The 26,864-nt window shown below is 36.3% G+C and carries 23 protein-coding genes; 11 read left to right on the top strand and 12 right to left on the bottom strand.

Annotation, left to right across the window (positions count from 1 at the left end; all coding sequences use genetic code 11):
- Nucleotides 1-13: 13 nt before the first annotated feature.
- Genes ACFRAE_RS06805 through ACFRAE_RS06825 form a run of 5 tightly spaced genes read right to left on the bottom strand, consistent with a single transcriptional unit; the run spans nucleotide 14 to nucleotide 5,541 of the window.
- Complete coding sequence (locus ACFRAE_RS06805; RefSeq protein WP_422796377.1) at nucleotides 14-820, bottom strand: glycosyltransferase family 2 protein; 807 nt, start codon at nucleotides 818-820, stop codon at nucleotides 14-16.
- Between the two features lie 29 nt (nucleotides 821-849).
- A complete protein-coding gene (locus ACFRAE_RS06810; protein ID WP_422796378.1) occupies nucleotides 850-2,010 on the bottom strand; it encodes a glycosyltransferase in 1,161 nt (386 codons plus the stop codon).
- Entirely contained in the window at nucleotides 1,973-3,259 is a 1,287-nt protein-coding gene (locus ACFRAE_RS06815) for a glycosyltransferase (protein WP_422796379.1), read from the bottom strand. Before ACFRAE_RS06815 ends, ACFRAE_RS06810 begins: the two co-directional genes overlap by 38 nt.
- Nucleotides 3,256-4,293, bottom strand: a complete 1,038-nt coding sequence (locus ACFRAE_RS06820; protein ID WP_422796380.1) for a glycosyltransferase family 2 protein — start codon at nucleotides 4,291-4,293, stop codon at nucleotides 3,256-3,258. Before ACFRAE_RS06820 ends, ACFRAE_RS06815 begins: the two co-directional genes overlap by 4 nt.
- A 3-nt stretch (nucleotides 4,294-4,296) precedes the next feature.
- The gene (locus ACFRAE_RS06825; protein ID WP_422796381.1) at nucleotides 4,297-5,541 is read right to left on the bottom strand and encodes a hypothetical protein; all 1,245 of its coding nucleotides are present in this window, start codon (nucleotides 5,539-5,541) and stop codon (nucleotides 4,297-4,299) included.
- Nucleotides 5,542-5,840: 299 nt separating this feature from the next.
- On the opposite strand from ACFRAE_RS06825, the gene ACFRAE_RS06830 reads away from it, so the two are divergent.
- Genes ACFRAE_RS06830 through ACFRAE_RS06840 form a run of 3 tightly spaced genes read left to right on the top strand, consistent with a single transcriptional unit; the run spans nucleotide 5,841 to nucleotide 8,879 of the window.
- Nucleotides 5,841-6,326, top strand: coding sequence for a SixA phosphatase family protein (locus tag ACFRAE_RS06830; RefSeq protein WP_422796382.1), 486 nt, complete (start codon nucleotides 5,841-5,843; stop codon nucleotides 6,324-6,326).
- A 22-nt stretch (nucleotides 6,327-6,348) separates the two neighbouring features.
- Nucleotides 6,349-8,361 carry a thioredoxin domain-containing protein gene (locus ACFRAE_RS06835; RefSeq protein ID WP_422796383.1) on the top strand — a complete coding sequence of 671 codons (2,013 nt, stop codon included), beginning with the start codon at nucleotides 6,349-6,351 and terminating at the stop codon, nucleotides 8,359-8,361.
- 17 nt (nucleotides 8,362-8,378) lie between these two features.
- Nucleotides 8,379-8,879, top strand: a complete 501-nt coding sequence (locus ACFRAE_RS06840; protein WP_422796384.1) for an FKBP-type peptidyl-prolyl cis-trans isomerase — start codon at nucleotides 8,379-8,381, stop codon at nucleotides 8,877-8,879.
- A gap of 420 nt (nucleotides 8,880-9,299) precedes the next feature.
- Here the strand turns inward: ACFRAE_RS06840 and mnmD are convergent, their stop codons facing one another.
- Complete coding sequence (gene mnmD, locus ACFRAE_RS06845) at nucleotides 9,300-9,992, bottom strand: tRNA (5-methylaminomethyl-2-thiouridine)(34)-methyltransferase MnmD (protein ID WP_422796385.1); 693 nt, start codon at nucleotides 9,990-9,992, stop codon at nucleotides 9,300-9,302.
- Between the two features lie 135 nt (nucleotides 9,993-10,127).
- Here mnmD and ACFRAE_RS06850 point away from each other — a divergent pair, with 135 nt between their 5' ends.
- The 5 genes from ACFRAE_RS06850 (at nucleotide 10,128) to ACFRAE_RS06870 (ending at nucleotide 17,160) form a co-directional block, all read left to right on the top strand.
- Nucleotides 10,128-11,378, top strand: coding sequence for a dicarboxylate/amino acid:cation symporter (locus ACFRAE_RS06850; RefSeq protein ID WP_422796386.1), 1,251 nt, complete (start codon nucleotides 10,128-10,130; stop codon nucleotides 11,376-11,378).
- A 341-nt stretch (nucleotides 11,379-11,719) separates the two neighbouring features.
- A complete protein-coding gene (locus ACFRAE_RS06855; RefSeq protein WP_422796387.1) occupies nucleotides 11,720-12,139 on the top strand; it encodes a cytochrome c maturation protein CcmE in 420 nt (139 codons plus the stop codon).
- A 38-nt stretch (nucleotides 12,140-12,177) separates the two neighbouring features.
- On the top strand, nucleotides 12,178-14,640 hold the full coding sequence (gene ccsA / locus ACFRAE_RS06860; protein WP_422796388.1) for a cytochrome c biogenesis protein CcsA: 2,463 nt from the start codon (nucleotides 12,178-12,180) through the stop codon (nucleotides 14,638-14,640).
- A 4-nt stretch (nucleotides 14,641-14,644) separates the two neighbouring features.
- The gene (locus tag ACFRAE_RS06865; RefSeq protein WP_422796389.1) at nucleotides 14,645-15,409 is read left to right on the top strand and encodes a Rossmann-like and DUF2520 domain-containing protein; all 765 of its coding nucleotides are present in this window, start codon (nucleotides 14,645-14,647) and stop codon (nucleotides 15,407-15,409) included.
- Nucleotides 15,410-15,606: 197 nt separating this feature from the next.
- Nucleotides 15,607-17,160, top strand: a complete 1,554-nt coding sequence (locus ACFRAE_RS06870) for an FMN-binding glutamate synthase family protein (protein WP_422796390.1) — start codon at nucleotides 15,607-15,609, stop codon at nucleotides 17,158-17,160.
- A gap of 4 nt (nucleotides 17,161-17,164) precedes the next feature.
- Here ACFRAE_RS06870 and ACFRAE_RS06875 read toward each other — a convergent pair whose 3' ends face one another.
- Nucleotides 17,165-17,605 carry a MarR family winged helix-turn-helix transcriptional regulator gene (locus ACFRAE_RS06875; RefSeq protein ID WP_422796391.1) on the bottom strand — a complete coding sequence of 147 codons (441 nt, stop codon included), beginning with the start codon at nucleotides 17,603-17,605 and terminating at the stop codon, nucleotides 17,165-17,167.
- A gap of 122 nt (nucleotides 17,606-17,727) precedes the next feature.
- On the opposite strand from ACFRAE_RS06875, the gene ACFRAE_RS06880 reads away from it, so the two are divergent.
- Entirely contained in the window at nucleotides 17,728-18,147 is a 420-nt protein-coding gene (locus tag ACFRAE_RS06880) for a hypothetical protein (RefSeq protein ID WP_422796392.1), read from the top strand.
- Nucleotide 18,148: 1 nt separating this feature from the next.
- Here the strand turns inward: ACFRAE_RS06880 and ACFRAE_RS06885 are convergent, their stop codons facing one another.
- The gene (locus ACFRAE_RS06885; RefSeq protein ID WP_422796393.1) at nucleotides 18,149-18,925 is read right to left on the bottom strand and encodes an amidohydrolase; all 777 of its coding nucleotides are present in this window, start codon (nucleotides 18,923-18,925) and stop codon (nucleotides 18,149-18,151) included.
- A gap of 56 nt (nucleotides 18,926-18,981) precedes the next feature.
- Nucleotides 18,982-19,959, bottom strand: a complete 978-nt coding sequence (locus ACFRAE_RS06890) for a polyprenyl synthetase family protein (RefSeq protein ID WP_422796394.1) — start codon at nucleotides 19,957-19,959, stop codon at nucleotides 18,982-18,984.
- 106 nt (nucleotides 19,960-20,065) lie between these two features.
- Between ACFRAE_RS06890 and ACFRAE_RS06895 the strand changes: the two genes are divergently transcribed.
- On the top strand, nucleotides 20,066-21,238 hold the full coding sequence (locus ACFRAE_RS06895; RefSeq protein WP_422796395.1) for a glycosyltransferase family 4 protein: 1,173 nt from the start codon (nucleotides 20,066-20,068) through the stop codon (nucleotides 21,236-21,238).
- 11 nt (nucleotides 21,239-21,249) lie between these two features.
- Nucleotides 21,250-21,564: a metal-sulfur cluster assembly factor gene (locus tag ACFRAE_RS06900; RefSeq protein WP_422796402.1), complete on the top strand. Its 315-nt coding sequence runs from the start codon at nucleotides 21,250-21,252 to the stop codon at nucleotides 21,562-21,564.
- On the opposite strand, the gene uvrC is transcribed toward ACFRAE_RS06900, so the two are convergent.
- From uvrC to ispF, 3 genes are all read right to left on the bottom strand, one after another.
- A complete protein-coding gene (gene uvrC, locus ACFRAE_RS06905; RefSeq protein WP_422796396.1) occupies nucleotides 21,559-23,373 on the bottom strand; it encodes an excinuclease ABC subunit UvrC in 1,815 nt (604 codons plus the stop codon). The two genes, ACFRAE_RS06900 and uvrC, sit on opposite strands and share 6 nt — an antisense overlap.
- A gap of 63 nt (nucleotides 23,374-23,436) precedes the next feature.
- Complete coding sequence (locus ACFRAE_RS06910; RefSeq protein WP_422796397.1) at nucleotides 23,437-25,698, bottom strand: transglycosylase domain-containing protein; 2,262 nt, start codon at nucleotides 25,696-25,698, stop codon at nucleotides 23,437-23,439.
- A gap of 375 nt (nucleotides 25,699-26,073) precedes the next feature.
- A complete protein-coding gene (gene ispF, locus ACFRAE_RS06915; protein ID WP_422796398.1) occupies nucleotides 26,074-26,553 on the bottom strand; it encodes a 2-C-methyl-D-erythritol 2,4-cyclodiphosphate synthase in 480 nt (159 codons plus the stop codon).
- Between the last annotated feature and the right edge of the window lie 311 nt (nucleotides 26,554-26,864).

Raw genomic sequence — 26,864 nt, forward strand, 5'->3', positions numbered from 1 at the left:
AATTTACCCAAAATTATTCTTTAATCAGATATTGAGCAATACCTAAATTGCAATATTTAACATTCTGTTGAATAGATTCCTGAAATATGACTTCGTTGATATTATAATTGTCTCTCGAATTGTAGGTATGGTTTAAGTGAAAAGCTATACCTCCAAATTTGAGAAATCGTTTTTCAAAACCCGAATTTAATAAGCGCACCACTAATTCCTTATCTTCCAATCCCCAACCGACCATTTCTTCGTTATAGCCATTGACCTGAATAATGTTCGCTTTCCAATACGCCATATTACAGCCATGAATTTCCCAACGTTCCGCCCCTTTCATTTTATAATTACTCGCTAGTAGTCCCCAAAAAAGTGGAGCTCGAAAAGCGCTGAAAAAATTAGATACCCGTTTATCAAATCGATTGATCTGAATATCTTTCGATTCAAATTTTTCCAAGGTAATGGAATCATTTAAATAAATACGGCTGGCCCGCACAAAAGAATTCGGTTTTGCAAAAGCTTTATGGTCACTGATAAAATAAGGGTGAAGTAACATATCACCATCAATTTGAACGATATAATCTGCTGTTGATTTGGCGATAGCCTTATTGCGAATTTTCCCCACTTGAAATCCATTATCCTCATGCCAAACATGGATTATTGGGACTTTAGAAATTTGCTGATAATGCTGTATTACTGCCAAAGTTGGTTCTTTTGAACCGTCATCAGCAATCACGATTTCATCCGGAAGAATGACCTGATTCATCACACTTTTCAAACATAAATCGATCGCTTCAGGCCAGTTATAGGTTGAAATTAATAAGGCAATCTTCATATATTATTCAATTTTCTCACTTACGCTTGTTATTCCACTAATAATGTACTATCTAAAATTCTTTTTTCAAATTTAGGATGATGGTATAATGAGAAGAAATTAATTCCTTGATTGGCAATCTGTTTGTAAAAATTTTCATCTGTTAATAATTGTGTCATGAAGTTAGCGAAATCCTTGGGATTTTGAGCAATTAAACAGCCATTTTCTATCTTATTGACTAAACCATCTACGCCCCTTCTATTGGTCACCACCGGGATGCCATAAGACAAGGATTCCAGAACTTTAATTTTAATACCTGTTCCACTCAACATTGGACAAATACTGATCTTAGCATGTAGATAATATTCTTCGATGTGCTCCACTCTTCCACATTTAATCAATTGAGGATGATCCTTCACATGCTTACAAATGCTTCCTATTACATGAACTTTCCTATTATTTAACAAAGGTAATACTTCATTCGTAAACCAAGCGATACTTTTCTTATTATGATTATTATCGCTAGCTACGTAAATGATATCATATTTTATTGTTCGATTATCTGCAGGAATATGCTGATTAAAAGTTACCGGTATTAACTGAACTTTCTTATTCGTAAATTGATCAAAAACGTATTCTTCCTCAATCGAATAAGTCCAAATTTCATCAAATTGCTTTAAGATGGACATTTCCTCATACAGCACTCGATCTATACTTTTCCAAGCACGATCACGATCCTCCTCCAAATACTGAAATGTGAAGAAATCATGCGTATCAATTATTTTCCGAACATGAGGTAAGCCCGTGACTAAATCTCCATATTCGGCATAACTTATTAGGATCGTATCAAATTGTATTTTTCGATGCAGATTTTGAAATCGTTTTTTAAAATTTGGGGATACCTTATTGACCTTGAAACCATAACAAAATTGCTTAATTAATTTAGGCAGCTTATCGTTAAAAAAATAGGTTATCCTATTTTTACGAGAAGATTTTAATGGTTCTATGACCAAGGTTATCGATGGAAAAACTTGTTTAAATCTTTCTTCATCTTCTTTCGTCCAACAGATGCTTGACAGAAAGTAAACTTGCAAATACTCCTTATTTTTTTCAAAATAAGTCAGCATCTGTATACATCTAGTTAAATTGCCAGCCCCTCTCCAAAATGGATTTTCAGGCATAAAGTATAGTATCTTCTTCTTTTGAGACATATTTATTTTTAATCTCTTTTATTAATTCGATCCATTTTTCACTAATTAATTGCTCTTGAAAATCCTTGCTGTAACAATTCCCTAAGATACCATAATCAGCTCTTACTTGCGGATTACCCATCAAAATATCCAAATAAATTACCAATTCTTGTAAATCATTAACTAAATATCCAGTAGTTTTATGTTGAATTAACTCATTTACTCCAGAACAACTAGCAAAACCTACACAAGGTAATCCGACTGCCATCGCTTCGACTAAAGCTAAAGGAAAACCTTCAAATTTACTTGGGAAAACAAATAATGAAGCTTCCTTTAATACTTGAATGGGTTGCGAGGTAAATCCCTTCAGAAATATCCGATCTGACAATCCGTAACTTTTAATTAATTTCTCCAGTTTTATTTTATCATTTCCTTCTCCCCAAAATTCCAAGTCCCAATTGGGGTATTTATTCGCTAGTAAAGCAAAAGCCTGAATAGCAAGATCCTGTTGTTTGCAATAGGTGTTTAACGTACCTAAATGCATCATTTTATAGCGTTTTTTCGGCTTTAAGTGATCAACAATACGTTCATTATTCACTTGAAGCACTGGATTTGCGATTGTTTTCGCAATACCCTTAAAATCCTTCGGCACATATTGTTGGTAACTTGGTAATAACACTTGAAGACCTGCCATCTGCTTATATCCTGCTCTTAACAATTGTTCTTCCATGTGAAACAATTTGCGAAATGGGGGAGCATAATCATAATCAGGTCGACCATTTACCGAATTAATGATTGGAATCTGAATATCATTTTGAAAAGTTATCTCAACGACAGATTGCAATGACATCGTAATGATGATGGAAGGCTTTTGCTGGTTTAAAAAATCATTCCAAACCTTAGCTCTTTGTAAAAGATTGTACGCATAAATTTCTTCCTCATTTTTATCGAACCTCCACTTTAAATATATGCGATTATATGCTTTGGCATATTTCTTCTTTATTTTTCCGCCAATCCATTTAAGTATACTGTTGCCAGAATAGTTTATATAAGGCAACATCTTTATTTGCTTAATTTCGGGCCTGTAAATATTATGAACAACCACCTCCTTTAATAACGGAAATATTGGCTTTCCTATTACATTTTCACAGGTCGAAATACGAACTTCGTGCCCTTGTTCAACGAATAAATTGGCCAAAAAGCTACACATTTTCTCGGTCCCTCCTTGTCCATTAATAAACCCTTGATGCTGAACGAAAAGAATTTTCATAACTTATACTTTTCAATAATCTGTTTTCTAAATTTTCTTCTTTTTTTAGGCAACATAATCAAACGAGCTAGCAACATATACACTTTCCCACGAGTTCGAAGTCCATTTAAATATTGTAAATAGTATTTTTGAAAATTTTCAAAATTGGAAGACTGAACGAATAGTTGAAAAGGTTTACTCAATCGGTTAAAATCCTCCTTCGTCAAATAGGGCTGCACCTGTTCCTGGTAAAATTTTTTGATCAATTGCGTTAAAGACTCTTGTTGAGCTAAGGTTAATTGCATTTTTAATAACCTAAATTCAAAAGGTTCATGTTCTAAAAAAAGAGCTAAATGCAAGGCTTTTTTAGGCATTAGCTTATGTTTATTATAAAAATTGCGAAGAATATCAAACCAAATCGGAATTTGAGCAAGAACACTATCCACCTCCACCAAGGAGCGGATATGATTTTGCTTCTCATGTTGCCGATAATGATAAATACCTGCTGAGTTTAAAGCAATCTTATTCGTCATGGCCAATAATTGATGGGAAAATAACCCATCTTCGCAGGGTTGTATTCCCTCTGGGAATTGTATTCCCCCATGTTGCTGCAAAAACTCTTTCCGCCACATCGCAGCACAAGTAGGCAAAGCCATAACCTGAGGAAATCGCTTGGTATAGGCTTCTCCAATAATAACTAGGTCCTCCTGGTTATGGGATAACTGTTCGTAGGAACTACTTAAAAATGAAGCATCGATGCTGTCATCAGAATCTAAAAAATAAACATACGCTCCCTGAGCCATCAATAATCCTTTATTTCTTGCGACAGAAACCCCGGCATTTTCCTGATGGTAATAATAGACATTTTCATTTCCCGAGGTATAGGCTTTACATAGTTCAGCACTGTTATCCGTACTGCCATCATCCACTAAAATGATTTCAATAGGTTTTAGCTGTTGATCTAATACACTTTGAATGGTTTCTTGAATGAAATCTGCTGCATTATAAACAGGTATTATCACTGAAACTTTAATCGATAAAGAAGCTGTATCCATGGTTTAGTTACTTTTAGGTAAAAATGAATTATTGCTCAAATTAGGCAAATTTACATCCCAAGTTGAATAATAAAATTCACCTAGTTTATTTCCCCATATGCCTCCAAAAGTGATTTGATCATTCAATACTTTCATTGGAAAAATGGCCGATCGATAGGCATTTTCCGTCATTACAGGCTTAGGATCTACGTAAAAATTTAACCCATCTTTAGAATAGGCTAAATATAAAAGATCGGAGGTATATTTAGCGATCCGCCCCACGGATAAAGTCATAAAATAATAGCCAGAAACATAGCAAACATTGAGATGCCATATCCCTAGATTTTCATTTTCCCGCCAAGGTGCATTGACAAAATTCACTTGTTTGCATTCTTTAAAAGGGGAGAAATCTAATCCATTTTTAGAATGTCGTTGGATAACATGGGTTTTCTCGAAAGATCCATACCGTTTTGTTTGCCAATCGAATTCTACTTCATAAGCAACTACATCTCCATTCACTTCAATAAATGAAGGAGATATCAGATGATTATCTTTTGGGGTCGAGGGAAAATTACTGGTAAAAGCCACTTCCAAGGCCGTCCAGTTTACCCCATCTGTGGACGTTTGTCGAACGATATTTCTAATTGCATTCTTTTGACTTAGTTTTTTTCTGTTATTCAAACTCTTCGCTCCTCTTTTCATTAATGCTTGCTGAAGTATACAACTTCCCCGATAATACAATTCCAACTCATCATTTCGAAAAATCCAATCCACATCCGACCAAAACCCTTGTATTGATTCCCCTTTCATTTCCCTAAAACTTTCTTTCACCGATGGACAGGCTTGTATCGGGTTTCGAAGAGCTGGAGGATTATCCCAGGTCAACCCATCATGCGATACAACAATACTTGGATTTTCATATCGTTTAGAAAAATAATCTTGACCCACTTTTCCAAAGTAGGGCGTAAAAACCATCCAATATTCGTAACCCTGAAATCCTTCAGGAAAATACAGTACATCTGGGTGGCAATAACTGTTATTCACTCCTGATAAATCAAAAATATACTGGGAATAATTAAATTTTGGAAAATTTGCATTCGCCTGCGTATGGATATTGATTTTGGTAGGGGGTATATTATACTTTTCTAAAAGTTTTACCGGCCTAACCGTAGAATCTATTGAAATCTGAATAGCAGGAACCTGTTCTTCCATTTTAGCACAGGAAAGAAATAGCAATAAGATCAATAGCCAATACAAGGTGCTGTGCATAAGAATTTACTGAAATTAAATTAAATAACTCACGTGGTAATTTTAAATGCAAAAATATAATTTTAAAGAAATATATTTACCTAATGAACGATAAAAAAGTAAGTATCGCTACAGCTTATTTGAATTAATTCTATTCAACTGCGCTCGCATTGGCTGAACCAATCGCTCCAATACTTGCATTTTAAATTCCAATTACTTAATAATCAGTTCATCTTAGTTGGTCATAGGCTTCATAATTAAATAATATACTCAAAAGAATTAATTCATATATTGCATTTATAAAAAACTGTTATGTTTCTATGAAAACTTTATACCTTATTCGACATGCTAAAGCGGAAGAACATGCGCTAACCAAAAGTGATTTTAATAGAAATTTAATTCCAAAAGGGAAGGAAAGAGCAAAAACTATTGCCAAAGAATTAGCAGGAACATTTAATATCGATAACAATACCTATGTACTATCTTCTTCAGCACATAGAGCACTACAAACCGCTGAAATATTTTGTGAAGCATTGCAGTTTCCACTATCCAAAATCCAAGTAACAGACCATATCTATGAAGCGCATTTTACGGCAATTCTAAAAGAGATCAATACCGTAAGCAAGGAATACGACAAGGTATTAGTCTTTGGACATAACCCAGGATTGTCCAATCTCATAAATTACCTCAGTCACGCTGAGCTAGAGTTAGCCACTTCCCATGTGGCCATTTTACAATTAGAACCAGGTATTGAATTTTCCATTTTATCAGGTGGTACAGCCAACCTAGTCGGTTTATTAAAATAATAAATGTTTACCTTCGTATAGTATGGTAAACAAGTTAGCGCAGGAAAATTCCCCTTATCTAAAACAGCATGCACATAATCCCGTGCAGTGGTTTCCTTGGGGACAAGAGGCATTAGCCAAAGCAAAAGAAGAAAACAAACTTATTATCGTTAGTATTGGCTATTCAGCATGCCATTGGTGTCATGTTATGGAGCGAGAAAGCTTCGAAAATGAAGCCATTGCTGCGACCATGAATAAATTTTTCGTTTCGATCAAAGTTGATCGGGAAGAAAGGCCAGATATTGACCAAATATATATGATTGCGGTTCAACTCATGACGAACGCAGGAGGATGGCCTTTGAACTGTATCTGTCTTCCTGATGGCAGACCCATATATGGTGGAACCTATTTCAAACCCCATGATTGGCAACAAGTATTGCTACAAATTGCGCAAATGTGGGAAGATAAACCAGCCGTGGCTATTGATTACGCAGAAAAATTAACAGAAGGAATCGTAAAAGCAGAACAACTTGCGATTCAACCGATCCTAGATAAATATACGTTAGAAGATATACAACAAGTACTTCAGCCTTGGAAAAATCATTTTGACCCAATACATGGCGGATATACTCGGGCTCCAAAATTCCCTTTGCCAAATAATTGGAGTTGCTTATTGCGGACAGCTGTTTTATTAAAAGATGAGCCCCTTTTGGAACATGTTCATTTTACCTTAAAAAAAATGGCTACAGGTGGTATTTATGACCATATCGGCGGTGGATTTTCCAGGTATGCTGTTGACGAGCGATGGCATGTGCCTCATTTCGAAAAAATGCTGTATGACAACGCACAATTAATCAGCTTATATGCCGAAGCCTATCAACAGGATGCTAACCCATTGTACAAACAGGTTGTCCAAGAAACAATTACTTGGTTGGTCCGGGAGATGCGAGATAGCAATGGTGGATTTTACAGCGCTTTAGACGCGGATAGCGAAGGCGTTGAAGGTAAATTTTACACCTTCTCCTACGATGAATTTGAGGTATTAGGAGAAAACGCAGATTTAGCCAGAAGTTATTACCACATTAGCCGATCTGGGAACTGGACGGAAGAGCAAATTAACATTCCTTACGTCAATATAGAAGAGGAAAACTTGATTGCTGAATCGGGATACCGTACGGAAGAATGGCAAACCTTACTTCAAGAAATCAAATCTGATTTATTAGCTTACCGAAACCAGCGTATCAGACCAGGGTTAGACCATAAACAACTCATCTCTTGGAATGCGCTTCTAATGAAAGGACTTATCGATGCCTATCATGTCTTTGATGAACAATCTTATTTAAACTATGCTATCGATATTGCCAACTTCATATTAACAGCAGGTAGGAAAAACGAATCCTTGTTACATCAACCTGAGGATAACAACAGGATGATATTAGCCTTCTTAGATGATTATTCCTTTTCGATAGATGCATTCATTAGCTTGTACGAAGCAACCTTTGATGAGCAATGGCTTTACATGGCTAAGGATTGGGCAGATCAAGCTATCGAGAATTGCTACGATCATGAAAAAAATTGTTTTTATTATACCCAAGCGAAGGCAGAACTTTTAATTGCTCGTAAATCCGAAGTTATGGATAATGTCATTCCCTCTTCTTCCTCTAGTATGGTCAGGCAATTGCATAAATTAGGCTTATTCTTTGATCATGAAACATATACGTTAATCGCCGAAAAAACCTTTGCCAATGTATTTCCTTATTTGAAAAGTTATGGGTCTGCTTATTCCAATTGGACTAACCACCTGCTTGATTTGTACGTCGGAATTTACGAAATTGCAATATCCGGGACCGACTCTATTTCATGGAAAAAAGAACTACAGCAACATTATATTCCGAACAAAATATTGATGGGTGGAACAAAAAGCACCCTTCCATTGTTAGAGCATAAGGCAAGTTTAGAATCAAAATCCTACCTTTGTATACATAAAACGTGCAGTCTACCGCAATCGTCGATTGCTGCTATCGTAGAATTAATAAATAATAAACAGGGAAAATAGCCCATAATTACATTAGAATGGCAATAGAAAACAACAACGTAGTTACGTTGAATTACATTCTTCATACTATTGAAGAAAACGGTGAAAAGACTTTTGTAGAACAAACTACAACGGAAAATCCATTAACATTTTTATATGGTGTAGGTATGATGTTGCCGAAATTCGAAGAAAATATTGCTGGTTTAAATGCTGGTGATAAACTTTCTTTTGAATTAGAGGCTGCTGATGCCTATGGAGATCGTGATGATAAAGCCATTGCTCAATTGCCAGCAGATATGTTCCAAGAAATTGGATTACCTCCAGTTGGAGAAATTATCCCTCTACAAGACAACCAAGGAAATCAATTTCGTGCGGTAGTTATCGAGGTAACTCCAGAAGCCGTTATTGCAGATTTAAATCACCCAATGGCTGGAAAAAAATTAAACTTTGATATTGAAGTTTTATCAAGTCGTGAAGCAACTGAAGAAGAATTAGCACATGGACATGCGCATGGTGCTGATGGAACAGAAGCTCACTAAGTAAAATTGATTCGCTAAAAAAGACCTTGAAGTTCACTTCAAGGTCTTTTTTTTGCTTATTCAACTTCCCAAATAAACAAGAAGGAAGGAGTTCTGTAGGATCCCACGTCAACAGCTAGAATTCCGATGCATCAAAATCTTTCCCCTCAATGCTATCCTAATGCTCAATCCACTGAAATAATATCGGATCTCTTTCGGATCTTATTCGCTTTTTTGCGTTTCATTTCCGACTAATGTCCGATGGAGATTCGAAGGAGATCCAAGCTAAGAAACAAAAAATAAGGAGTTTAGTTACTAAAAAATTTAAGGAATGGGGTATTAGAAAACGTTATTTGATAAGCATTATTCAAAGATATAACTGGCAATCATCATACGGCTAGATTAAACATTACAAAACAAGAGGCTTGGAAATACCGGTTATTAAGCTAGCAATTCATCTTCTAGCAATACAGCCCTCAACATTTCCCTTTTTCCTGGAGCTCCTGGAGCTTTTTCTATAGAAAAGCCAAGGGATTTCATGGCTCTTTTTAAATTCCCAGTAATGGCATAGGTTACGAAAACTGCGCCTGGATTAAGAAACTGCCGAATATGGCTTAAAGACTCGATAGTCCACATTTCTGGTTGATGGATTTCAGCAAATGCATCAAAATAGATTAGGTCAAACTTCTTATCAGATTGAAATTGAAGCAGTTGTTGATGCGGGATGGTTAAATTTATTTCTTTATGGAAAGAGCAAGATTTTAGTAAAGCTTCGGGATAAATCTTGCAGAATTGATTCCAAATAACGGGGTCCACAAATTGATCATAGCCAGATTCTTGAATTAATTGATGCGACAAAGGATAAGCCTCAATGCCTACATAATCTATCGTTAAATTTTCATGGTTGGCAAAATCCGCCGTTAACAAAAAATTAAGACCTGTACCGAAACCAATTTCCAATATGGAGGCTTTTGTCGTGTTTTCTTTGTCCAAATAAAACTGTAAACCAGACTTTAAAAACACATGTAAGCTTTCTTGCTTTGCACCATGCTTAGAATGGTAATGCTCCCCTACTTCTCGATGAAATAATGTTTTTGATCCATCTGCCGTATCCACAAATTCTAATTTTTCCATTGCACAAATGTACAAAAAAGCAGTATTTATCATCAGGATGAAATGAAGGAGGAGAGACTGACCTAAAATTTGCTTAAAATTTAAACAATTGACATTCTAAAAAAAACCGTTAATTTAGCTCAACAAATTACTTAAATGAATAACATCATAAAAAATTATGGAAGCATCTTATTGCTTCTATTGGGAATCGTCCTTGGTAGTGTTATAGGTATTTTTTTTCCTGCTTTCGTGGATATCTTAAAACCCATAGGAGACATCTTCCTTAATTTACTATTCGTTTCTGTAATTCCATTATTGTTTTTCGCAATCTCCTCTTCCATAGCCAACATCGAAGACAGCAATAAGTTAGGGAAAACAATTGTGATCATGTGCTTAGTTTTTATTGCAACCATAGTCGTCGCTGCAGTAGCAACGATCATTGGCTTGTGGGCATTTCCGGTAACGACAATGGCCGATAGCTCCGCCATTACCGAATCGTTAACCAGTCAGTCCGACGAGACCTGGGGCGATCGAATCGTTCGTTTTCTTACCGTGGATGAATTTGGAAACCTATTGTCTCGCAAGAGCATTTTAGCTTTTGTTATCTTTTCTTTATTAGTGGGTACTGCTACGCGAAAGTCAGGTGAAGCAGGGAAACAGTTTACTGCATTTTTAAATGCTGGAAATAAGGTCATGGAGAATTTATTGATTCTTATTATGAAAGTAGGACCTGTAGGGCTAGGTGCATATTTCGCTTACCAAGTAAAAACATTAGGGCCTGAATTGTTTGGGTTTTATGCAAAACCACTAGGCTTTTACTACGGGTTTGGAATCGTGTTTTTCTTGTTGTTTTATAGTATCTATGCTTTCATAGGAAATGGTAACAAAGGAGTTAAATCGTATTGGAAACACAATATTTCACCTACTTTAACGGCCTTGAGTACCTGCAGTAGTCTAGCCACTCTACCAGCCAATTTAATTGCTTCTACCAAAATAGGCATTCCTAAGGAAATTGCGAATATTGTTGTTCCTATTGGAAATACCTTATATAAAAATGGTTCAGCGATCTCATCTATTTTAAAAATATATGTTGCTTTCTCCATTTTAGGGTGGAACTTTTTTGAACCAAGCACTTTAATTACCGCAGTAGGAATCACGGTATTGGTATCCATGGTCGCAGGAGGAATTCCGAACGGAGGATTTATTGGCGAAATGCTGATGATATCCATTTACGGGATCCCTAATGAAGCGGTACCTGCTATATTAATTATCGGAGCATTAGTTGATCCTCTGGCTACAGTTTTAAACGCGACAGGAGATCCGGTAGCAGCCATGATGGTAACAAAAATATCAGGCGAAAAATTTGATTCAGAAGATTTGCATAACACAGAGGTTGTTGGCAAATAATCCAATCTACCTAAGCGACAAATTAAAAAAAAGAAACAGTTAATTTATTTAGATAAACTGATAAATTTCATCAGATTAGACCTTGAGTGATCATTGAAACAGATAAATTACAAGAAAGAATAGCCTAGCATTGCATTTTCTTTACCAATCTATTTTATATTCAAAAAAAACGCAAAACTTAGTGATTGACAATCAGGTAGTTAAACAAGTCCTTCAATGACCAAGCAAAAACCAGTTGTATAAATTAGAATTGTTCTAAATAATACTAAAACCTTGCTAAATTCATTGCTTCCTTATCTAATTTGTAATTTTGTATTTCGAATACAGTTTTTATTAAGACAATGAAAAAAAGTTCAATTATATTAATCGTCATCATCGCCATAGCGATAGCGATGATTCTCGTGATTTATACCGACTCCAGTACCTATTCTACTTTTAGTGAAGCCAAAGAAAAGAATACGGAATTGTATGTTGTTGGCGTATTAAATAAAGAAAAAGATTTGACTTACGATCCTGTAAAAGACGCGAATCATTTTTCTTTTTACATGTACGACAGTGACAGCACCGAATGTGAGGTCGTATTTTTTGGTTCAAAACCTCAAGATATTGAACGTTCAGAACAGATCGTGTTAACAGGAAAAATGGAAGGTACAAAATTTCATGCGAGTAAAATCCTGATGAAATGTCCTTCTAAGTACAACCAAGATCAAATGGAGGTTCAAGAGGTTATTGCTGAACCTAGAACCGCTTTAAAATATTAATACTTCAGTAATTCATATCGCTTTACAATACACAATTTATGGACGTTAATTACGTTGGAGAAAACCTATTACCAGGGCAAATAGGACAGTTTTTTGTTGTTTTATCCTTTGGTGCCGCATTATTTTCCTTGATATGTTATTTTTTTGCCACTCAAAATCCGGAAGAAACTTCTTGGAAAAAGTTAGCAAGATTAGGTTTTTGGACAAACGCCATTTCCATCTTGATGATTGGAGCAACATTGTTCTATATCATCTACAATCACTTATTCGAATATCATTATGCATGGGCGCATTCATCGATGTCGCTACCTACCCATTATATTATCTCTTCGTTCTGGGAAGGACAAGAAGGTAGTTTTTGGTTATGGATGTTCTGGCAAGTGGTGATGGGTATCATTCTCGTGTTTAAAGCGAAAAGTTGGGAAAGCCCCGTAATGACTTTTGTCATGCTATGTCAAGTATTTTTATCGTCTATGATCATAGGGGTTGAAATTTTTGGCTCACGCATCGGAAGTTCTCCATTTATATTACTGAGAGAAGCCATGACCTGGCCTATTTTAAAAGACCCTAATTATTTAAATTTAATTCGTGATGGTCGTGGACTAAATCCATTACTCCAAAATTACTGGATGGTTATCCACCCTCCTACCTTATTCTTAGGTTTTGCTTCGATGATTGTTCCATTTGCTTATGCAGCTGCGGGAATCTGGCAAAAAAGATTTAAAGAATGGTTGAATCCAGGATTACCATGGGCATTATTTGCCGTTATGATTTTGGGTACGGGTATTATTATGGGTTCATTTTGGGCATATGAAGCCTTGAATTTTGGAGGATTTTGGGCTTGGGATCCAGTAGAGAACGTTTCCATTATCCCTTGGTTTACCTTAATCGCTGCAGTCCACGTGATGGTGGCTTTTAAAAATTCAGGACATGCCTATTTTACGGCAACCTTTTTATGCATGATCAGTTTTGTTTTAGTGATCTATGCCTCATTTTTAACACGAAGTGGGATTCTAGGGGAGACTTCCGTCCATTCTTTTACCAGCTTGGGGATGTCATCTCAATTGATTTTTTTCAATGTAACTTTCTTAGCGATCATGGTAATCTTATTGGTCGTTCGCAAGAAAGAAATGCCTAGTTCAGAAAAAGAAGAAGAAATATATTCTAGGGAGTTTTGGTTATTTATTGGTGCATTGGTATTAACAGTGGCCTGTGCTCAAATGATTGCAAGTACTTCCATCCCCGTTTTCAATTCATTATTTGGCACTAAGGTAGCCCCTCCTTTAGACCCTATCGCCCATTACAATAAATGGCAAGGTGCATTTGCAGTAGTGGTCATGTTACTAACTGCCTTTACCCAATTTTTAAAATATAAACGTTCTGACGTCAAAAAATTCTGGGCAGCTACCATCGCTTCCTTAGTCTTTGCGGTTATCCTATCAGCAGTGATTGTCTATTTTACGAATGTATATACCAATATCATGTATATATTGATTACGTTCACTTCTGTTTTTTGTATACTCGCAAATTTAAGGGTGCTCAGCGATTCATTTAAAGGAAAATGGCGTTTAGCAGGATCTGCAGTATCCCATATAGGTTTCGGTTTATTGTTGATTGGTGCATTAATTGCGGCGGCAACAAACGAAGTCATTTCCAAAAATTCTAGTAATTATATTGCTGTTGCTGGATTTGATCAAGTGGAAAAACCAGGTGACAACTTATTTTTGAATGAAGGTGAACCCGTTCAAATGGGTGAATACCGCATTACCTATGTTGGAGACAGCATCGCGGCACCAAATGTATTTTACAAAATAAAATACGAAAAAATAGATGAAGAAACAGGCAACGTTCAGGAAACCTTTATATTAAGTCCATTTGCACAAAACAACCCTCAAATGGGAGGTTTAATCGGGACTCCCGGCACTAAACATTTCCTAACCCACGATATTTATACGTTAATCACTGCTGCAGCTTCAGATTCACAAGCATCGATAAAAGATGAAAAAGAAGGTACTGCTGCTGGGTTTGAGGCTTATGAAGAACCTGCGACTTATCTTGTAAGCTTAGGTGACACCCTTCGGTATAGAAATGGATACTATGTCATTGAAGGATTGAATAAGGATGCAACCTTGGAAAACATGCCTAAAGCTGCTGATGATATTTTGGTTGGTCTGAAAATCAAAGTGGTGGCTGTTGATGGTAAGGATTATCCTGTTGAGCCCATGTTCTTAATAAAAGGTGGTAATACTTTCGATTTCTATAAAGATGTTAACGATCAAGGTCTACGGTTTAGATTTACAAAAATTGTTCCTGATCAAGAGAAGTTTGAAATTATGGCGTACCAAAAACCATTACCACAAAAGAAATGGGTTGTATTTAAAGCCATCAAATTTCCATACATCAATTTCTTCTGGTGTGGAACGATTGTCATGACCATTGGATTTTGTATGGCCATTTACCGTCGCTTAAAAGATGAGAAAATAAAACAAAATAGCAAATAAACGCATGAAGGTGATCCTAATTGGCAGCGGAAATGTAGCTACCCAGTTGGGTAAAAGCTTGGTCGCTCTAGGAAATCATCAAATCGTTCAAGTCTATAGTCGCACATTAGCTCATGCACAAGCATTAGCTCATGTGTTGAATTGTCCCTATACCTCCAATATCGACGCGATTGCTGAGGATGCTGACCTCTATCTCCTACTCGTAAACGATTCAGCTATTGCAGAAGTGGTTGAACAATTACCTGCTACATGGAAAGGCATAGTCGCGCATTGTTCAGGAGCAACAGCCATTGATGTGTTAGCTAAATTTCAGCAATATGCTGTGATTTATCCGGTTCAAAGTTTCTCCAAAGAAGTCAACATCAATATAGCGGAAGTCCCTTTTGGCATAGAAGCGCATAGTGCGGAAACACAAGCACTATTAATCAGCTCTTGGTCCACCATGAGCAGCCAGGTTTTTGACTGTAGCACGGAGCAGCGTTTGGCATTACATACCGCAGCAGTTTTTGCAAACAACTTTAGCAATGCTTTATTTCAAGTGGCCTACGAACTCTTAGAAGAGCATCATCTTTCTTTTGATTTGATAAAACCTATCATTTTAAAGACCGCAGAAAAAGTGCAAAAGAACATACCTCAGGATGTCCAAACTGGTCCAGCCATTAGAAATGATAAAATTAGTATGGAAAAGCATTTACAGTTTCTTAGTCGGCATCCCGATTGGCAACTTATTTACCAAAAAATATCAGACCTTATTACAAAAAGAGGATAGATTATTTCATTCTATTAGGATTTCATTAAATCTTCTTCAGTAGGATTAAATCCTTCCATTTACTCCTTATACTTACTAATTTTGCATCTTCAATTAACTTGATTAGAACAATAGGATTGAACTAAAATGTGGCACATTTATAGCAGCTACAAATTACAAATCCATGTATTAATAGTTTAAAGATTAACAAAGATATTATGCCAGTAAGAAAACTCATCCTTGGGATTATCATTATCATTAATCTTATTATCCTGTCTTTCGGGATAATCTTTACACCAAAATGGTTTTGGTTGCTCATCATTCCATTTCCGTTATTGGTGGTCGCCTTGTTTCATAGTTTTCAAACGAAACACGCGATTTTAAGGAATTACCCATTGGTGGGATATTTCCGCTACTTTCTAGAGTCTATACGTCCAGAATTAAGACAGTATTTTTGGGAATCGGACACGGATGGTCGTCCTTTCAATAGACGTCAACGCAGTATTGTTTATCAACGAGCGAAAAACCAACGAGAAACGGTTGCTTTTGGTATGCAAACAGACCCGCAAGCCATTGGTAACGAATGGGTGGCTCATAGTATTTTCCCTGTTCATATTGAAGATCATAACCTTAGAACGTTGGTCGGGAATTACCAATGTAAACAACCCTATAGCTTAAGTGTATTTAATATATCGGCGATGAGTTACGGTGCATTAAGCAGAACTGCCATTACTGCGCTTAATAAAGGAGCAGCCTTACAAAATTTTGCGCATAATACCGGTGAGGGTGGTATCAGTCAATACCATATCAGTGGCGGAGATTTAATCTGGCAAATTGGTACCGGTTACTTTGGCTGCCGTAATGAGCATGGATTATTTGATAGTCATTTGTTCCGGGAAAAATCCTTAAAGCCCTATGTTAAAATGATCGAATTAAAGCTATCACAGGGGGCAAAGCCAGGACATGGAGGTATTTTACCAGCAGCTAAGAATACTCCTGAGGTTGCAGCAATACGACATGTTGTGCCAGGTACAGATGTGATGTCTCCACCTGCTCATAGTGCATTTAGAACACCAATAGAAATGATGCAGTTTATACAGCAACTGCGTGAATTGTCTGATTATAAACCTGTAGGATTCAAGCTTTGTATCGGAGATAAACAAGAGTTTATAGATATCTGCCAAGCGATGCAAGAGACCCAAATCATGCCTGATTTTATTTCGGTGGATGGTTCGGAAGGCGGTACAGGAGCTGCACCATTAGAATTTACAGATAACATAGGAATGCCCTTATACGATGCATTGGCATTTGTAACGACCACATTGATCAATTTTGGATTGAAAAAACACATCAAGGTGATTGTATCCAGTCGTATCGTCACTGGTTTTGACATCTTAAAGGTGATGGCATTAGGCGCAGATGCTTGTTATAGCGCTCGGGGTATGATGTTCGCATTGGGATGTATCCAAGCCTTAAAATGTAATGAAGATGTTTGTCCTGTTGGGGTAGCTACCCAAAAACCTCACCTTTATAAGGGATTGGATGTGGAAGATAAATATGTGCGAGTGGCACAATTTCACCGCAATACACTTAGGGCAACGGTAGAAATTATGGAAGCCTGTGGTTTTAAAACTTTAGAAGAAATCTCTGCAGATAAATTCTTTAGAAAAGTAGATAGTCAAACTACCTTAAGTTTTCAAGATATTTATTTTAGATCTACAGGAAAATTAGTCAATAACCGGAGTGATTTTGCTCCAGAAGTTTTTGATTAATTGCTTATTTCAAATTATTAAAAACTATTTCCAAGAGTAGTTGGGCTTGTTGCATGGATTCTTTATCAACACCTTTCATCGCTTCAGAAATAGTTTTTTCTGCTTGAAACATACATTTGTCCTTAATTCGATGCCCCAAAGCGGTTAGAAAAATTTGATTGGTACGTTTATCTCCAGTACAATTTAACCGAATTAATATTTTTTGTTTTTCTAAGTTTGAGATTAAGCGAGAGACGGATGGTTTGTCTCGAAAGGTTAATTTCGCTAGATCCTGTTGGCTTAATCCTTCCGAATCCCATAAAAAATAAAGGATACTCCACTGCTCAGCGGTGATTGTTATGCCATTTTCCTTAAAATTACGTTGAAGTCTGCGTTCAATTGCGGTTGAAACACGCCCGGTTAAAAAAGAATAAAATTGATCGTCATAAATAAGATTAGTATCCATCTTAGAAATACAAAAAAAAGGGTATAAAAAGTTGTTACTGCAATTAAATAATTATATACATGAATTCCAAATATTTTTAGTAATTGCTCGCCAAAATTGATTTATTGTATTTATATTAGAAAATGGAAAATATTCTAGGTGTGCTTTTGGTTATTGGAGGAATTCTTTATAAGATCTATGAATCTTATAAGGAGGAGCAAGAAAAAGCGAAGGAACGTATGGAAAAGCTTAAAAAGCAGCAAAAACAAAGCGGCACACGAACAGAAGCACCTAGATTTGAAAAAACTCCTACTATTCCTGAAATCAGCTATCAACAATTCGAAAGGAAAGAGCAAGTTAAACCTATTGCTATTCAAGAAACCGTTCCAGATGAAGTTGTGCTAATGCAACATAGACGTTTGGAAAAAGCTCGAATAGAGAAACAACAAAAAGCGCAAGCACTTCAAAAACGGCCTCAAGTACAGGATATAGAAACGGAAACTTTCGATTTAAGAAAAGCGATTATTCAACAAGTCATATTGGAAAGACCGTATAAATATTAGTTTAAAGAATATTGAATTGATCTTGATCTTCTAAAAACGGGAACCTTTCTCTATTTTCTTCCAATTCTTTCGGATTTAAGGTAAAAGTATACAAATCTTCATCCTCGGGCTTATAGTATACAACATCCCCATTTGGAGAAATACACATAGATCCTCCAGAATAGTACACTTCCTTGCCATCATGCCCTACACGGTTTACGCCAATAACATAGGCTTGATTTTCTATGGCTCTAGCTGGGATAAGTGCTCGCCAATGTGCCGATCTTTTATCTGGCCAGCTTGAGGTATACACTAATAAATCATAGGCTCCTTGTTGATTTCTCGACCAAGCAGGGAAGCGTAGGTCATAACAAATCATCGGACAAATCTTCCAACCTTTTAACGGAAAAATAATTCGTGAGTTACCGGCAGTAAATTTTTCATTTTCACCACCAAGACTAAATAAATGGCGCTTATCATAATGAACAAAGCTACCATCGGGAGACATCCAAATAAAGCGATTGTAATACTTTCCCTCTTCTTCAATGATTAAGGAACCTGCCATCACACAATCAAATTGCTTGGACATATCGTATAACCAATGCATGGTTTTGCCAGACATGGTTTCTGCACATTTCTCTACATTAGTCGTAAAACCTGTGTTAAACATTTCAGGCAACAAGATAAGATCTGTTTTTTCACGTAAGGACGATAACCTCAATCCTAAGTTTTGCAGGTTCTTATCTACATTTTCCCAAAAAAGGTATGCTTGAAATATTGTTATTTTTAAAGGCTCCATTCAGTAACTATCCTCCATTTGTTTCAATTTATAAAAAACTAAGCAAATATCATAATTTACTTCGTTCTATGCATCAATTGGTCGGCAAGCATTCTCAGCTCTAATTTATATTCTTCTAATAGATCAATGGCATCCAAATACTGGTATGCTAAATCCATATAACGTTGCTTTACCTCTTGTGCGTATTCATCAACGGATAATTTTTTATAGAGATCCTTCATGCGTCGAACCTTTTCGCTGTCTATTAACTCCTTATCAGCAAGAATTTCCTGAAACGATTCATCGCCCAAATCATGAGCCAGTTGTTTCGTTCTAATATGCAGTATTGTTTTTTTATCACTGAGGATATCACCGCCTACTTGTTTACCAAAGGTACTGGGATCACCATACACATCTAAATAATCATCTTGAAGTTGAAAAGCTATGCCTAAATTCACACCAAAGTGATACAGTAGCTCTTGTTGTGTTTTGTTGGCATCGGCTAATATGGCCCCCATTTGCAAAGCTCCTCCTAATAATACAGAGGTTTTCAACTTAATCATGGTGATATAGTCATCCTCTGAAACCTGATCTAGCGTTTCGAAATCCATATCCATTTGTTGTCCTTCACAGACTTCCAATGCGATTTGATTAAAAACTAATAATAGTGCTGGAATCTTGTTTGGCGTACATTTACTGAGTTGTTGATAGGCTTTCACCAACATCGCATCGCCCGATAATATCGCTACATTATCGTTCCATTTTTGATGCACAGTATCCATTCCTCGTCGTAAAGGTGCCTTGTCCATAATATCATCATGAATTAAGGAGAAGTTGTGAAAGTATTCAATAGCACAACTGGCAGGTAAAACCTCTTCCAAATTTTGCTTACCGAACATTCTTGCGCCCATTAGGACCAACATCGGACGAATACGCTTCCCTGACAAAGAAAGTATATATCGGATAGGATCGTACAGAGCGGCAGGTTCATCTGGAAATACTTCTTGTTGAAGATAATTGCTTATTAATTTGCTATACGGGTTTTGTTCGAACATAATTATTATAAAATCTTACGAAGATAAACATTTTGCTAGGAATAGCTGAGTGGAAGATATTTGAATAATTAGGTTAGTCTATGTAAATTGCACAAAAAACAATCCTATGCGCATCTTAATTATTCATAATGAATACCAACATCTGGGCGGTGAAGATTTTGTTATGACGCAAGAGATGCAAGCATTAGAAAAAGAACATACAGTAGCCGTATATCGTCCGAAAAATAAAAAAGGTTTGGCCGGCTATATGCAATACTTGTGCTATCCAATCAATGGGCAGGAATCAAAAAAAATTATTCAAAAAATTAAAGATTTCCAGCCTGACATCATTCACATTCATAACTTGCACTATGCCTTAGGTCCTTTATTTATATTGCATGTTAAAAAAATAGGTGTCCCGATGTGTATGACCGTTCATAATTTTAGGTTATTATGTCCTTCTGCTACCCTATTTTATGATGGAAATATTTTTTTAGATTCCATCAGTGCAAGGTTCCCCTGGAGAGCAATCAAGTTAAAAGTGTTAGAAAATTCATATTTAAAAACTTTTTGGACTAGCTTCACCTATTGGATTCATAAAAAGCGGGGTACATTTCAGCAGATAGATCGATTTATTGTACTGTCGGAGTTTTCTAAGCGATTATTTGAACGTTCGAATTTTGGTATCGAGGCAGAAAAGCTGCTGGTAAAACCTAACTTTGTAAAAGAAATTACGCCGAATGAACCGCTCCCTAGTGAGGCTTTTGTCTATGTGGGTCGACTTTCGGAAGAAAAGGGAATACTTCCTTTACTCCATGCTTGGAAAGCTACTCAACATCACTTAAAGATTTTTGGGACAGGCCCATTGCAAAAGGAGGTCGAACTTATTGCTGAACATAGCCCAAATATAACCTATTACGGTTTTCAAAATAAACAAGTTATCAACAATCACCTAGTCGGTAGTACGGCTGCTATCGTACCTTCTTTATGCTACGAGTCTATGCCACTAGCGGTGATTGAAGCATTTGCCCTCGGCGTACCTGTGCTGGCAAGTAATATTGGCATATTAGCAGAAATGGTTGTACCTTTGAAAACAGGAATGTTATTTGACCCTCATCAACACAGCAGTCTTATCCAAACATTAAATGCTTGGAAAGCATTAGCTCCGCTAGAAAAGGAACAAATAAAGAAAAACTGCAGAGCTGATTTTTTAGCGAAATACCAAGAAGGAAAAGTGATGAATGAATTATTGGCAATATATGCGGAAATAATACATTCTTCCCAAGATAAAAAGATATGAATATAATTATAATGGATAGATTAGGCTTAGCTTCTCAAATTGAGGAAGTTCTTGCGACTGTCTATGATCCAGAATTAAAACCCGCCAATATATTGGATTTAGGATTGGTTTATGAAATCATCACTAAAGAAAATAGACAAGCCAAAATTGTGATGACGCTAACGGCACCTGGTTGTCCTGTAGCGGGAGAAATCATGAATGAAGTTCAGCAGAAAGTAGCAGCAATTGCGGGAATTGATGAGGCAATCGTCGAATTGACATTTGATCCGCCATGGACTAGAGATATGATGAGTGAAGAAGCTAAATTGGAATTAGGATTTTTATAATCCTTGGTCATCCGTCTGAAAATATGCTCTTAAAGCATGCAATTGCTTTAAGTTTAACACCTCTTTTAAAGCCTCATCAGAGGCTTCTTTTATTTTCTTCACAGACTTAAACGTCTTTAACAATTTCTCTACTGTCGTTTTGCCAACACCTGGAATCTGCTCCAATTCTGACACGAACGTCTTTCTACTACGTTGATTTCTATGAAAGGTAATGCCAAAACGATGGGCTTCGTCTCGCAAGTGTTGGATAATCTTTAAAGTTTCCGATTTTTTATCTAAATACAAAGGGTATTGATCGCCTGGATAAAACAGTTCTTCCAGTCTTTTAGCAATACCGATTACGGTTACCTTCTTCTCGATACCTAATAGCTTTAAACTTTTTAACGCCGCACCCAATTGACCTTTACCGCCATCAATAATAATCAATTGAGGTAAGGTTTGATCTTCATCCAACATACGTCGGTATCGGCGGAAAACAGCCTCTTCCATCGTTGCAAAATCATTAGGCCCTTCTACTGTCTTTACATTAAAATGTCGGTAGTCTTTTTTAGAAGGTTTCGCATCCTTGAATACAACAATAGCCGAAACGGGAAAATTCCCTTGAATGTTCGAATTATCAAAACACTCAATATGCCTTGGTAATACATTCAATCGTAAATCCTTCTGCATTTGGGTTAATACACGTTCCGTTTTAACTTCCGGATTTAATTTCTCATATTGATTGAGTCTTTCCTTCTTGAAATAGGCCACATTTTTTAAAGAAAGATCCAATAATTTACGTTTTTCACCTAGTTTAGGCACCACAAATTTATAGTCATCGTTGCCTTCAATATCCAATTCAAAGGGAACAATAATCTCTTTGGAAAGACTACGGTATCTTGATTTTATTTCGGGGATTGCTAAGGCTAAGAGTTCAACATCTGTCTCGTCCAACCTTTTTTTCAATTCTACCGTTTGGGTTTGAATTATTACACCATTGACTACGCGCAAATAATTTACAAAGGCATAATTACTTTCAGATGCAATACTAAACACATCTACATTGGTAATCGTAGAACTAACGACAGTTGATTTACTTTGATAATTTGCTAATTTATCTAATTTGATTTTTAATTTATGCGCATTTTCAAAATCCATTTGCTCTACAGCCGCTTGCATCTGCTCTTTAAGACGGTTGTTTACGACTGCAATTTTTCCATTTAAAATATCTTTGATATCGGAAAGGTTTTGATCGTAATCTTCCTCATTTTGATAACCTTCACAAGGACCTTTACAATTGCCTATCTGATATTCTAAACATACCTTAAATTTCCCTTTACGAATATTCTCTTCCGAGAGATGCAAATTACACGTACGCAAAGGAAAAAGTTCGCGAATCATATCCAGAATAATATGCATCATTCCAACAGATGCATAGGGTCCAAAATACCTAGAGCCGTCTTTGATGTATTTTCGGGTCCAAAATATACGAGGAAATCGTTCATGCTTAATCACAATCCAAGGATAGGTCTTGTCGTCCTTCAACATGACATTATACCTTGGTTGATGCTTTTTAATGAGGTTGTTTTCTAACAACCAGGCATCAATCTCTGTGTCAACAATGGTGAAGGCTATGCGTTGGATTTTCCGAACTAATACGCGTGTTTTACTGTTTAATTGATGTTCATTGACAAAATAAGATCCTACCCTATTTCTAAGGTTTTTGGCTTTACCTACATAAATAAGCACATCATCTTTATCAAAATACTGATAAATACCTGGCTTATGTGGTATTTTAGTTAGTTCATTTTTGTAATCAAATTCCATCATAACAAAAAAAACAGACCTTGAAGTTAAGCGTTCAAGGTCTGGTCTAAATTATTAAAGTTAAGGCTAAAAACCTAACCTTTCATCTTCTAATAATTGTGTTTCTCCTTGATTTGGATCATTTCCATAGAACTGAGAGAAATTCGCACAATTCATTTCAAATCGGGTAATTCCACCTTCAGGTATTGGAAAATCCTCCTGCGTATATTTTAAACTCTTATCTGCATATACTCTTTTCATGTATAGCCCAAATACAGGCATCGCTGCAGCAGCTCCTTGTCCATATTGCATACTACTAAAACTAATACCACGATCTTCCGCTCCTGTCCAAACACCTGTCACTAATTGCGGAGTAACACCTATAAACCAAGCATCGGAATTATCATTCGTAGTACCGGTTTTACCGCCTATAGGATTTTTCAATCCTCCGAAGTTTGGATCCCAACGAAGTCTAGAGGCAGTACCACCATCCACAACTCCTTTTAACATATCCACAATGGCATAAGCTGTTTCTGAGTTTAGGGGTTTAGTCACCTTAGGTGCTTTATCATAAATGGATGCTCCATTTTTATCCTCTATTCTTAAAATCATGGTTGGTTCAATCCAAGTACCTTGGTTAACGAAAGTCGAATATGCACCGACCATGTCAAACAAAGAGGCATCGTATGACCCTAAAGCGATGGATGGATTACTAGGTATATTGGAGTTAACACCCATTCTTTTGGTAAAATCGGCGACATTTGCTGCGCCCACCTCAGTGATCAAATATGCAGAGGCATAGTTTTGAGAATATTTAATGGCTCCCTTTAATGTAATCGGGTCGCCGCCTTGTACTATACCTTTTGGCGTCCAATCTCCATAGGTTTGCAAGTGATTTGGAACAGATACACAAGGTCCATATCCATTATCTATAGCATAGGCATAAACGAAAGGCTTAGCTGTAGAACCTACTTGTCTTGTACCTAAACGAACTTGATCGTATTTGAAATGTTCAAAGTTAATCCCTCCTACCCAAGCTTTAATATGTCCAGTTTGTGGTTCCATAGACACTAATGCATTTCTCAAGAACAGTTTGGTGTATTTAATGGAATCCATGGGCGTCATGACCGTATCGACATTACCTTTCCAGGTAAAGAGATTCATAGGTACTTTTTTATTAAAATTCTTTTTAATTTCCTCCTCTGTCATGCCATCTGCTTTCAATCCGCGGTAACGATCGGATCGCTTCATACCGGTAATTAATAATTTTGCATTATCACCTGTAAAAGCATTTTTACGCTTCCATTGTTTATCAAACTCGTTCTGCAAACGTTTCATCCACTCTTTTTGAGCTTCTTCTGCATGCACCTGCATGTTATAATTGATTGGAGTATAGACTTTAAGTCCATCGCGGTCCAGGTCATAAGGAGTACCATCTGGTTTGGTAATTGCCAACCTTTGAAATTCTTTTTTAATCTCTTCTTTTAAAACTGCTCTGAAATATGGTGCGATACCATCGCCATAGTTGGACTTAACGAGGGTAATCCCTAAAGGTTTTTCTCTATTCTTTTCAAATTCTTCACTTGAAAGGAAATTTTGTTCCCGCATATTTTGCAATACTAGATTACGTCTGTTTAAGGCATTATCTGGGAAATTGATTGGAGAGTATTGGCCAGGACCTTTTAACATCCCAACCAGTAGAGCGGCTTGTGCAGCCGTTAATTTATCTGGAGTAGTATTGAAATAGGTTCTAGCTGCTGATTTTATTCCGAAAGTATTATAAGCTCCAAAATCAACCGTATTGAAATACATCATGATGATTTCTTCCTTGGTATAATTACGTTCTAGTCGAACAGCAGTAATGTATTCCTGAAGTTTTTGCATGATTCGTTTGATCGGGTTTCTAGCTCTAGGTTCGCCGAATAAATTCAATGCCAATTGTTGGGTAATGGTACTTCCCCCTTGTTTATTTCCTCCTAAAGTCAATACTATTGTACTTATGGTACGAGAATAATCAATTCCGGAATGTTCGTAAAACCTCTTATCTTCAATAGAGATCAAAGCATTAATCAGGAATGGAGAAAGCTCACTATATTTAACATTCGAACGATTGTGAACATAATAAGTTCCTAAGACTTTATTATTGTCTGTCAATATTTCGGAGGCTAAATTACTTTTGGGATTTTCTAGGTCTTTAAAGGTCGGTAGTTTACCAAATATACCTAAGCGAACACTTAATAAAAAAATAAACGAAAACGCTACTAAACCGATCAATAGCATCCAGAATTTACGGGTATAGGACTTAACATCCTCTTCTGTCAGCTTACTACTTTTTGATTCTCTCTTCATTCTATCAATTAATGAAACTACAAATTAGTTAATCATTGGACGTAATTTCTGACAGCAATATATCAGTAAGTGTGCCAAATATGAGTTAACTAACGCAAAAATACCAATATTTTCTAGATGAATGGAAATGTTGCAACAGATAGTCTATAAAATTATTTAATTAAGGTTATTCGATAGTACCTATTAGCCAATATCTTCATCAACTAGTGAATGTATTCCACCCCCATTTAATCGAATAGGTACTTCAAATATTAAGGCTCTATACGTTTTAAAATCTAATTAATAAGAGCACCTAAAACACGATTCAGAGATCCGCTGTTGCTTATATTGGACGTCATAATTTACTGGCAAAACGTGTAACAAGAAATGGCTAGATTATTTTTTCTCTATTAAACATACGGCATAAGCTACGACTCCCTCTTCTCGACCTATAAAGCCCATGGTTTCATTCGTAGTTGCCTTAATGGATATATCGTCTAAATCTATTCCTGCAGCAGCCGCAAGATTTTCTTTCATTTGGGATATGTATGGTTTAATTTTAGGAGCCTCTAAACATAACATTGCATCAATATTGCCTAATGCCCAACCCTTGTCTTGAATAAGTTTAACACAATGGCTTAATAAGTGTAAGCTGTTGGCACCCTTCCAACGATCGTCTGTATTTGGGAAATGGTACCCGATATCTTCTAAATTTGCAGCTCCAAGAATTGCATCGCATATCGCATGGGCTAAAACATCTGCATCTGAATGTCCAAATGCGCCTGCATGGTGATCTAAAGTTACTCCACCTAATACAAATGGATGTCCTTCTTTCATTTGATGGACATCAAATCCAAATCCTACTTTTATTTTCATCTTGTTACGAAGATACAGGGAAAATCTAAGGGTAAAAAATCAATCTTCTTATTAAATATCCGGCTTATTTTACTGTTTTGGATATTTTGGCATAAAATATGATTTTTAAAACTTCAATTGCATTCTTAAACAATAATAATAATTACTAAATTTAGCTTATCAATCCTCGGATTATATGACGTTTAAAAACAATAAATTAACAGCCTACCTATACTTATGCATTTCCGTTTTGGTCTTTAGTGCATGTAGCAGTACTAGCAATCAACAACGCAGTAATTATTCCTCAAAAACAGGCGTAAAATATAATGACC

The organism is Sphingobacterium sp. HJSM2_6 (assembly GCF_049316305.1).
In the GTDB taxonomy this organism is placed as follows: Bacteria; Bacteroidota; Bacteroidia; order Sphingobacteriales; family Sphingobacteriaceae; genus Sphingobacterium.

Excerpts from the sequence above, each read along its gene's own strand:
- ACFRAE_RS06805 (WP_422796377.1), bottom strand. The coding sequence starts at position 820 with ATGAAGATTGCCTTATTAATTTCAACCTATAACTGGCCTGAAGCGATC.
- ACFRAE_RS06810 (WP_422796378.1), bottom strand. The coding sequence starts at position 2,010 with ATGTCTCAAAAGAAGAAGATACTATACTTTATGCCTGAAAATCCATTT.
- ACFRAE_RS06815 (WP_422796379.1), bottom strand. The coding sequence starts at position 3,259 with ATGAAAATTCTTTTCGTTCAGCATCAAGGGTTTATTAATGGACAAGGA.
- ACFRAE_RS06820 (WP_422796380.1), bottom strand. The coding sequence starts at position 4,293 with ATGGATACAGCTTCTTTATCGATTAAAGTTTCAGTGATAATACCTGTT.
- ACFRAE_RS06825 (WP_422796381.1), bottom strand. The coding sequence starts at position 5,541 with ATGCACAGCACCTTGTATTGGCTATTGATCTTATTGCTATTTCTTTCC.
- ACFRAE_RS06830 (WP_422796382.1), top strand. The coding sequence starts at position 5,841 with ATGAAAACTTTATACCTTATTCGACATGCTAAAGCGGAAGAACATGCG.
- ACFRAE_RS06835 (WP_422796383.1), top strand. The coding sequence starts at position 6,349 with ATGGTAAACAAGTTAGCGCAGGAAAATTCCCCTTATCTAAAACAGCAT.
- ACFRAE_RS06840 (WP_422796384.1), top strand. The coding sequence starts at position 8,379 with ATGGCAATAGAAAACAACAACGTAGTTACGTTGAATTACATTCTTCAT.
- mnmD (WP_422796385.1), bottom strand. The coding sequence starts at position 9,992 with ATGGAAAAATTAGAATTTGTGGATACGGCAGATGGATCAAAAACATTA.
- ACFRAE_RS06850 (WP_422796386.1), top strand. The coding sequence starts at position 10,128 with ATGAATAACATCATAAAAAATTATGGAAGCATCTTATTGCTTCTATTG.
- ACFRAE_RS06855 (WP_422796387.1), top strand. The coding sequence starts at position 11,720 with ATGAAAAAAAGTTCAATTATATTAATCGTCATCATCGCCATAGCGATA.
- ccsA (WP_422796388.1), top strand. The coding sequence starts at position 12,178 with ATGGACGTTAATTACGTTGGAGAAAACCTATTACCAGGGCAAATAGGA.
- ACFRAE_RS06865 (WP_422796389.1), top strand. The coding sequence starts at position 14,645 with ATGAAGGTGATCCTAATTGGCAGCGGAAATGTAGCTACCCAGTTGGGT.
- ACFRAE_RS06870 (WP_422796390.1), top strand. The coding sequence starts at position 15,607 with ATGCCAGTAAGAAAACTCATCCTTGGGATTATCATTATCATTAATCTT.
- ACFRAE_RS06875 (WP_422796391.1), bottom strand. The coding sequence starts at position 17,605 with ATGGATACTAATCTTATTTATGACGATCAATTTTATTCTTTTTTAACC.
- ACFRAE_RS06880 (WP_422796392.1), top strand. The coding sequence starts at position 17,728 with ATGGAAAATATTCTAGGTGTGCTTTTGGTTATTGGAGGAATTCTTTAT.
- ACFRAE_RS06885 (WP_422796393.1), bottom strand. The coding sequence starts at position 18,925 with ATGGAGCCTTTAAAAATAACAATATTTCAAGCATACCTTTTTTGGGAA.
- ACFRAE_RS06890 (WP_422796394.1), bottom strand. The coding sequence starts at position 19,959 with ATGTTCGAACAAAACCCGTATAGCAAATTAATAAGCAATTATCTTCAA.
- ACFRAE_RS06895 (WP_422796395.1), top strand. The coding sequence starts at position 20,066 with ATGCGCATCTTAATTATTCATAATGAATACCAACATCTGGGCGGTGAA.
- ACFRAE_RS06900 (WP_422796402.1), top strand. The coding sequence starts at position 21,250 with ATGGATAGATTAGGCTTAGCTTCTCAAATTGAGGAAGTTCTTGCGACT.
- uvrC (WP_422796396.1), bottom strand. The coding sequence starts at position 23,373 with ATGATGGAATTTGATTACAAAAATGAACTAACTAAAATACCACATAAG.
- ACFRAE_RS06910 (WP_422796397.1), bottom strand. The coding sequence starts at position 25,698 with ATGAAGAGAGAATCAAAAAGTAGTAAGCTGACAGAAGAGGATGTTAAG.
- ispF (WP_422796398.1), bottom strand. The coding sequence starts at position 26,553 with ATGAAAATAAAAGTAGGATTTGGATTTGATGTCCATCAAATGAAAGAA.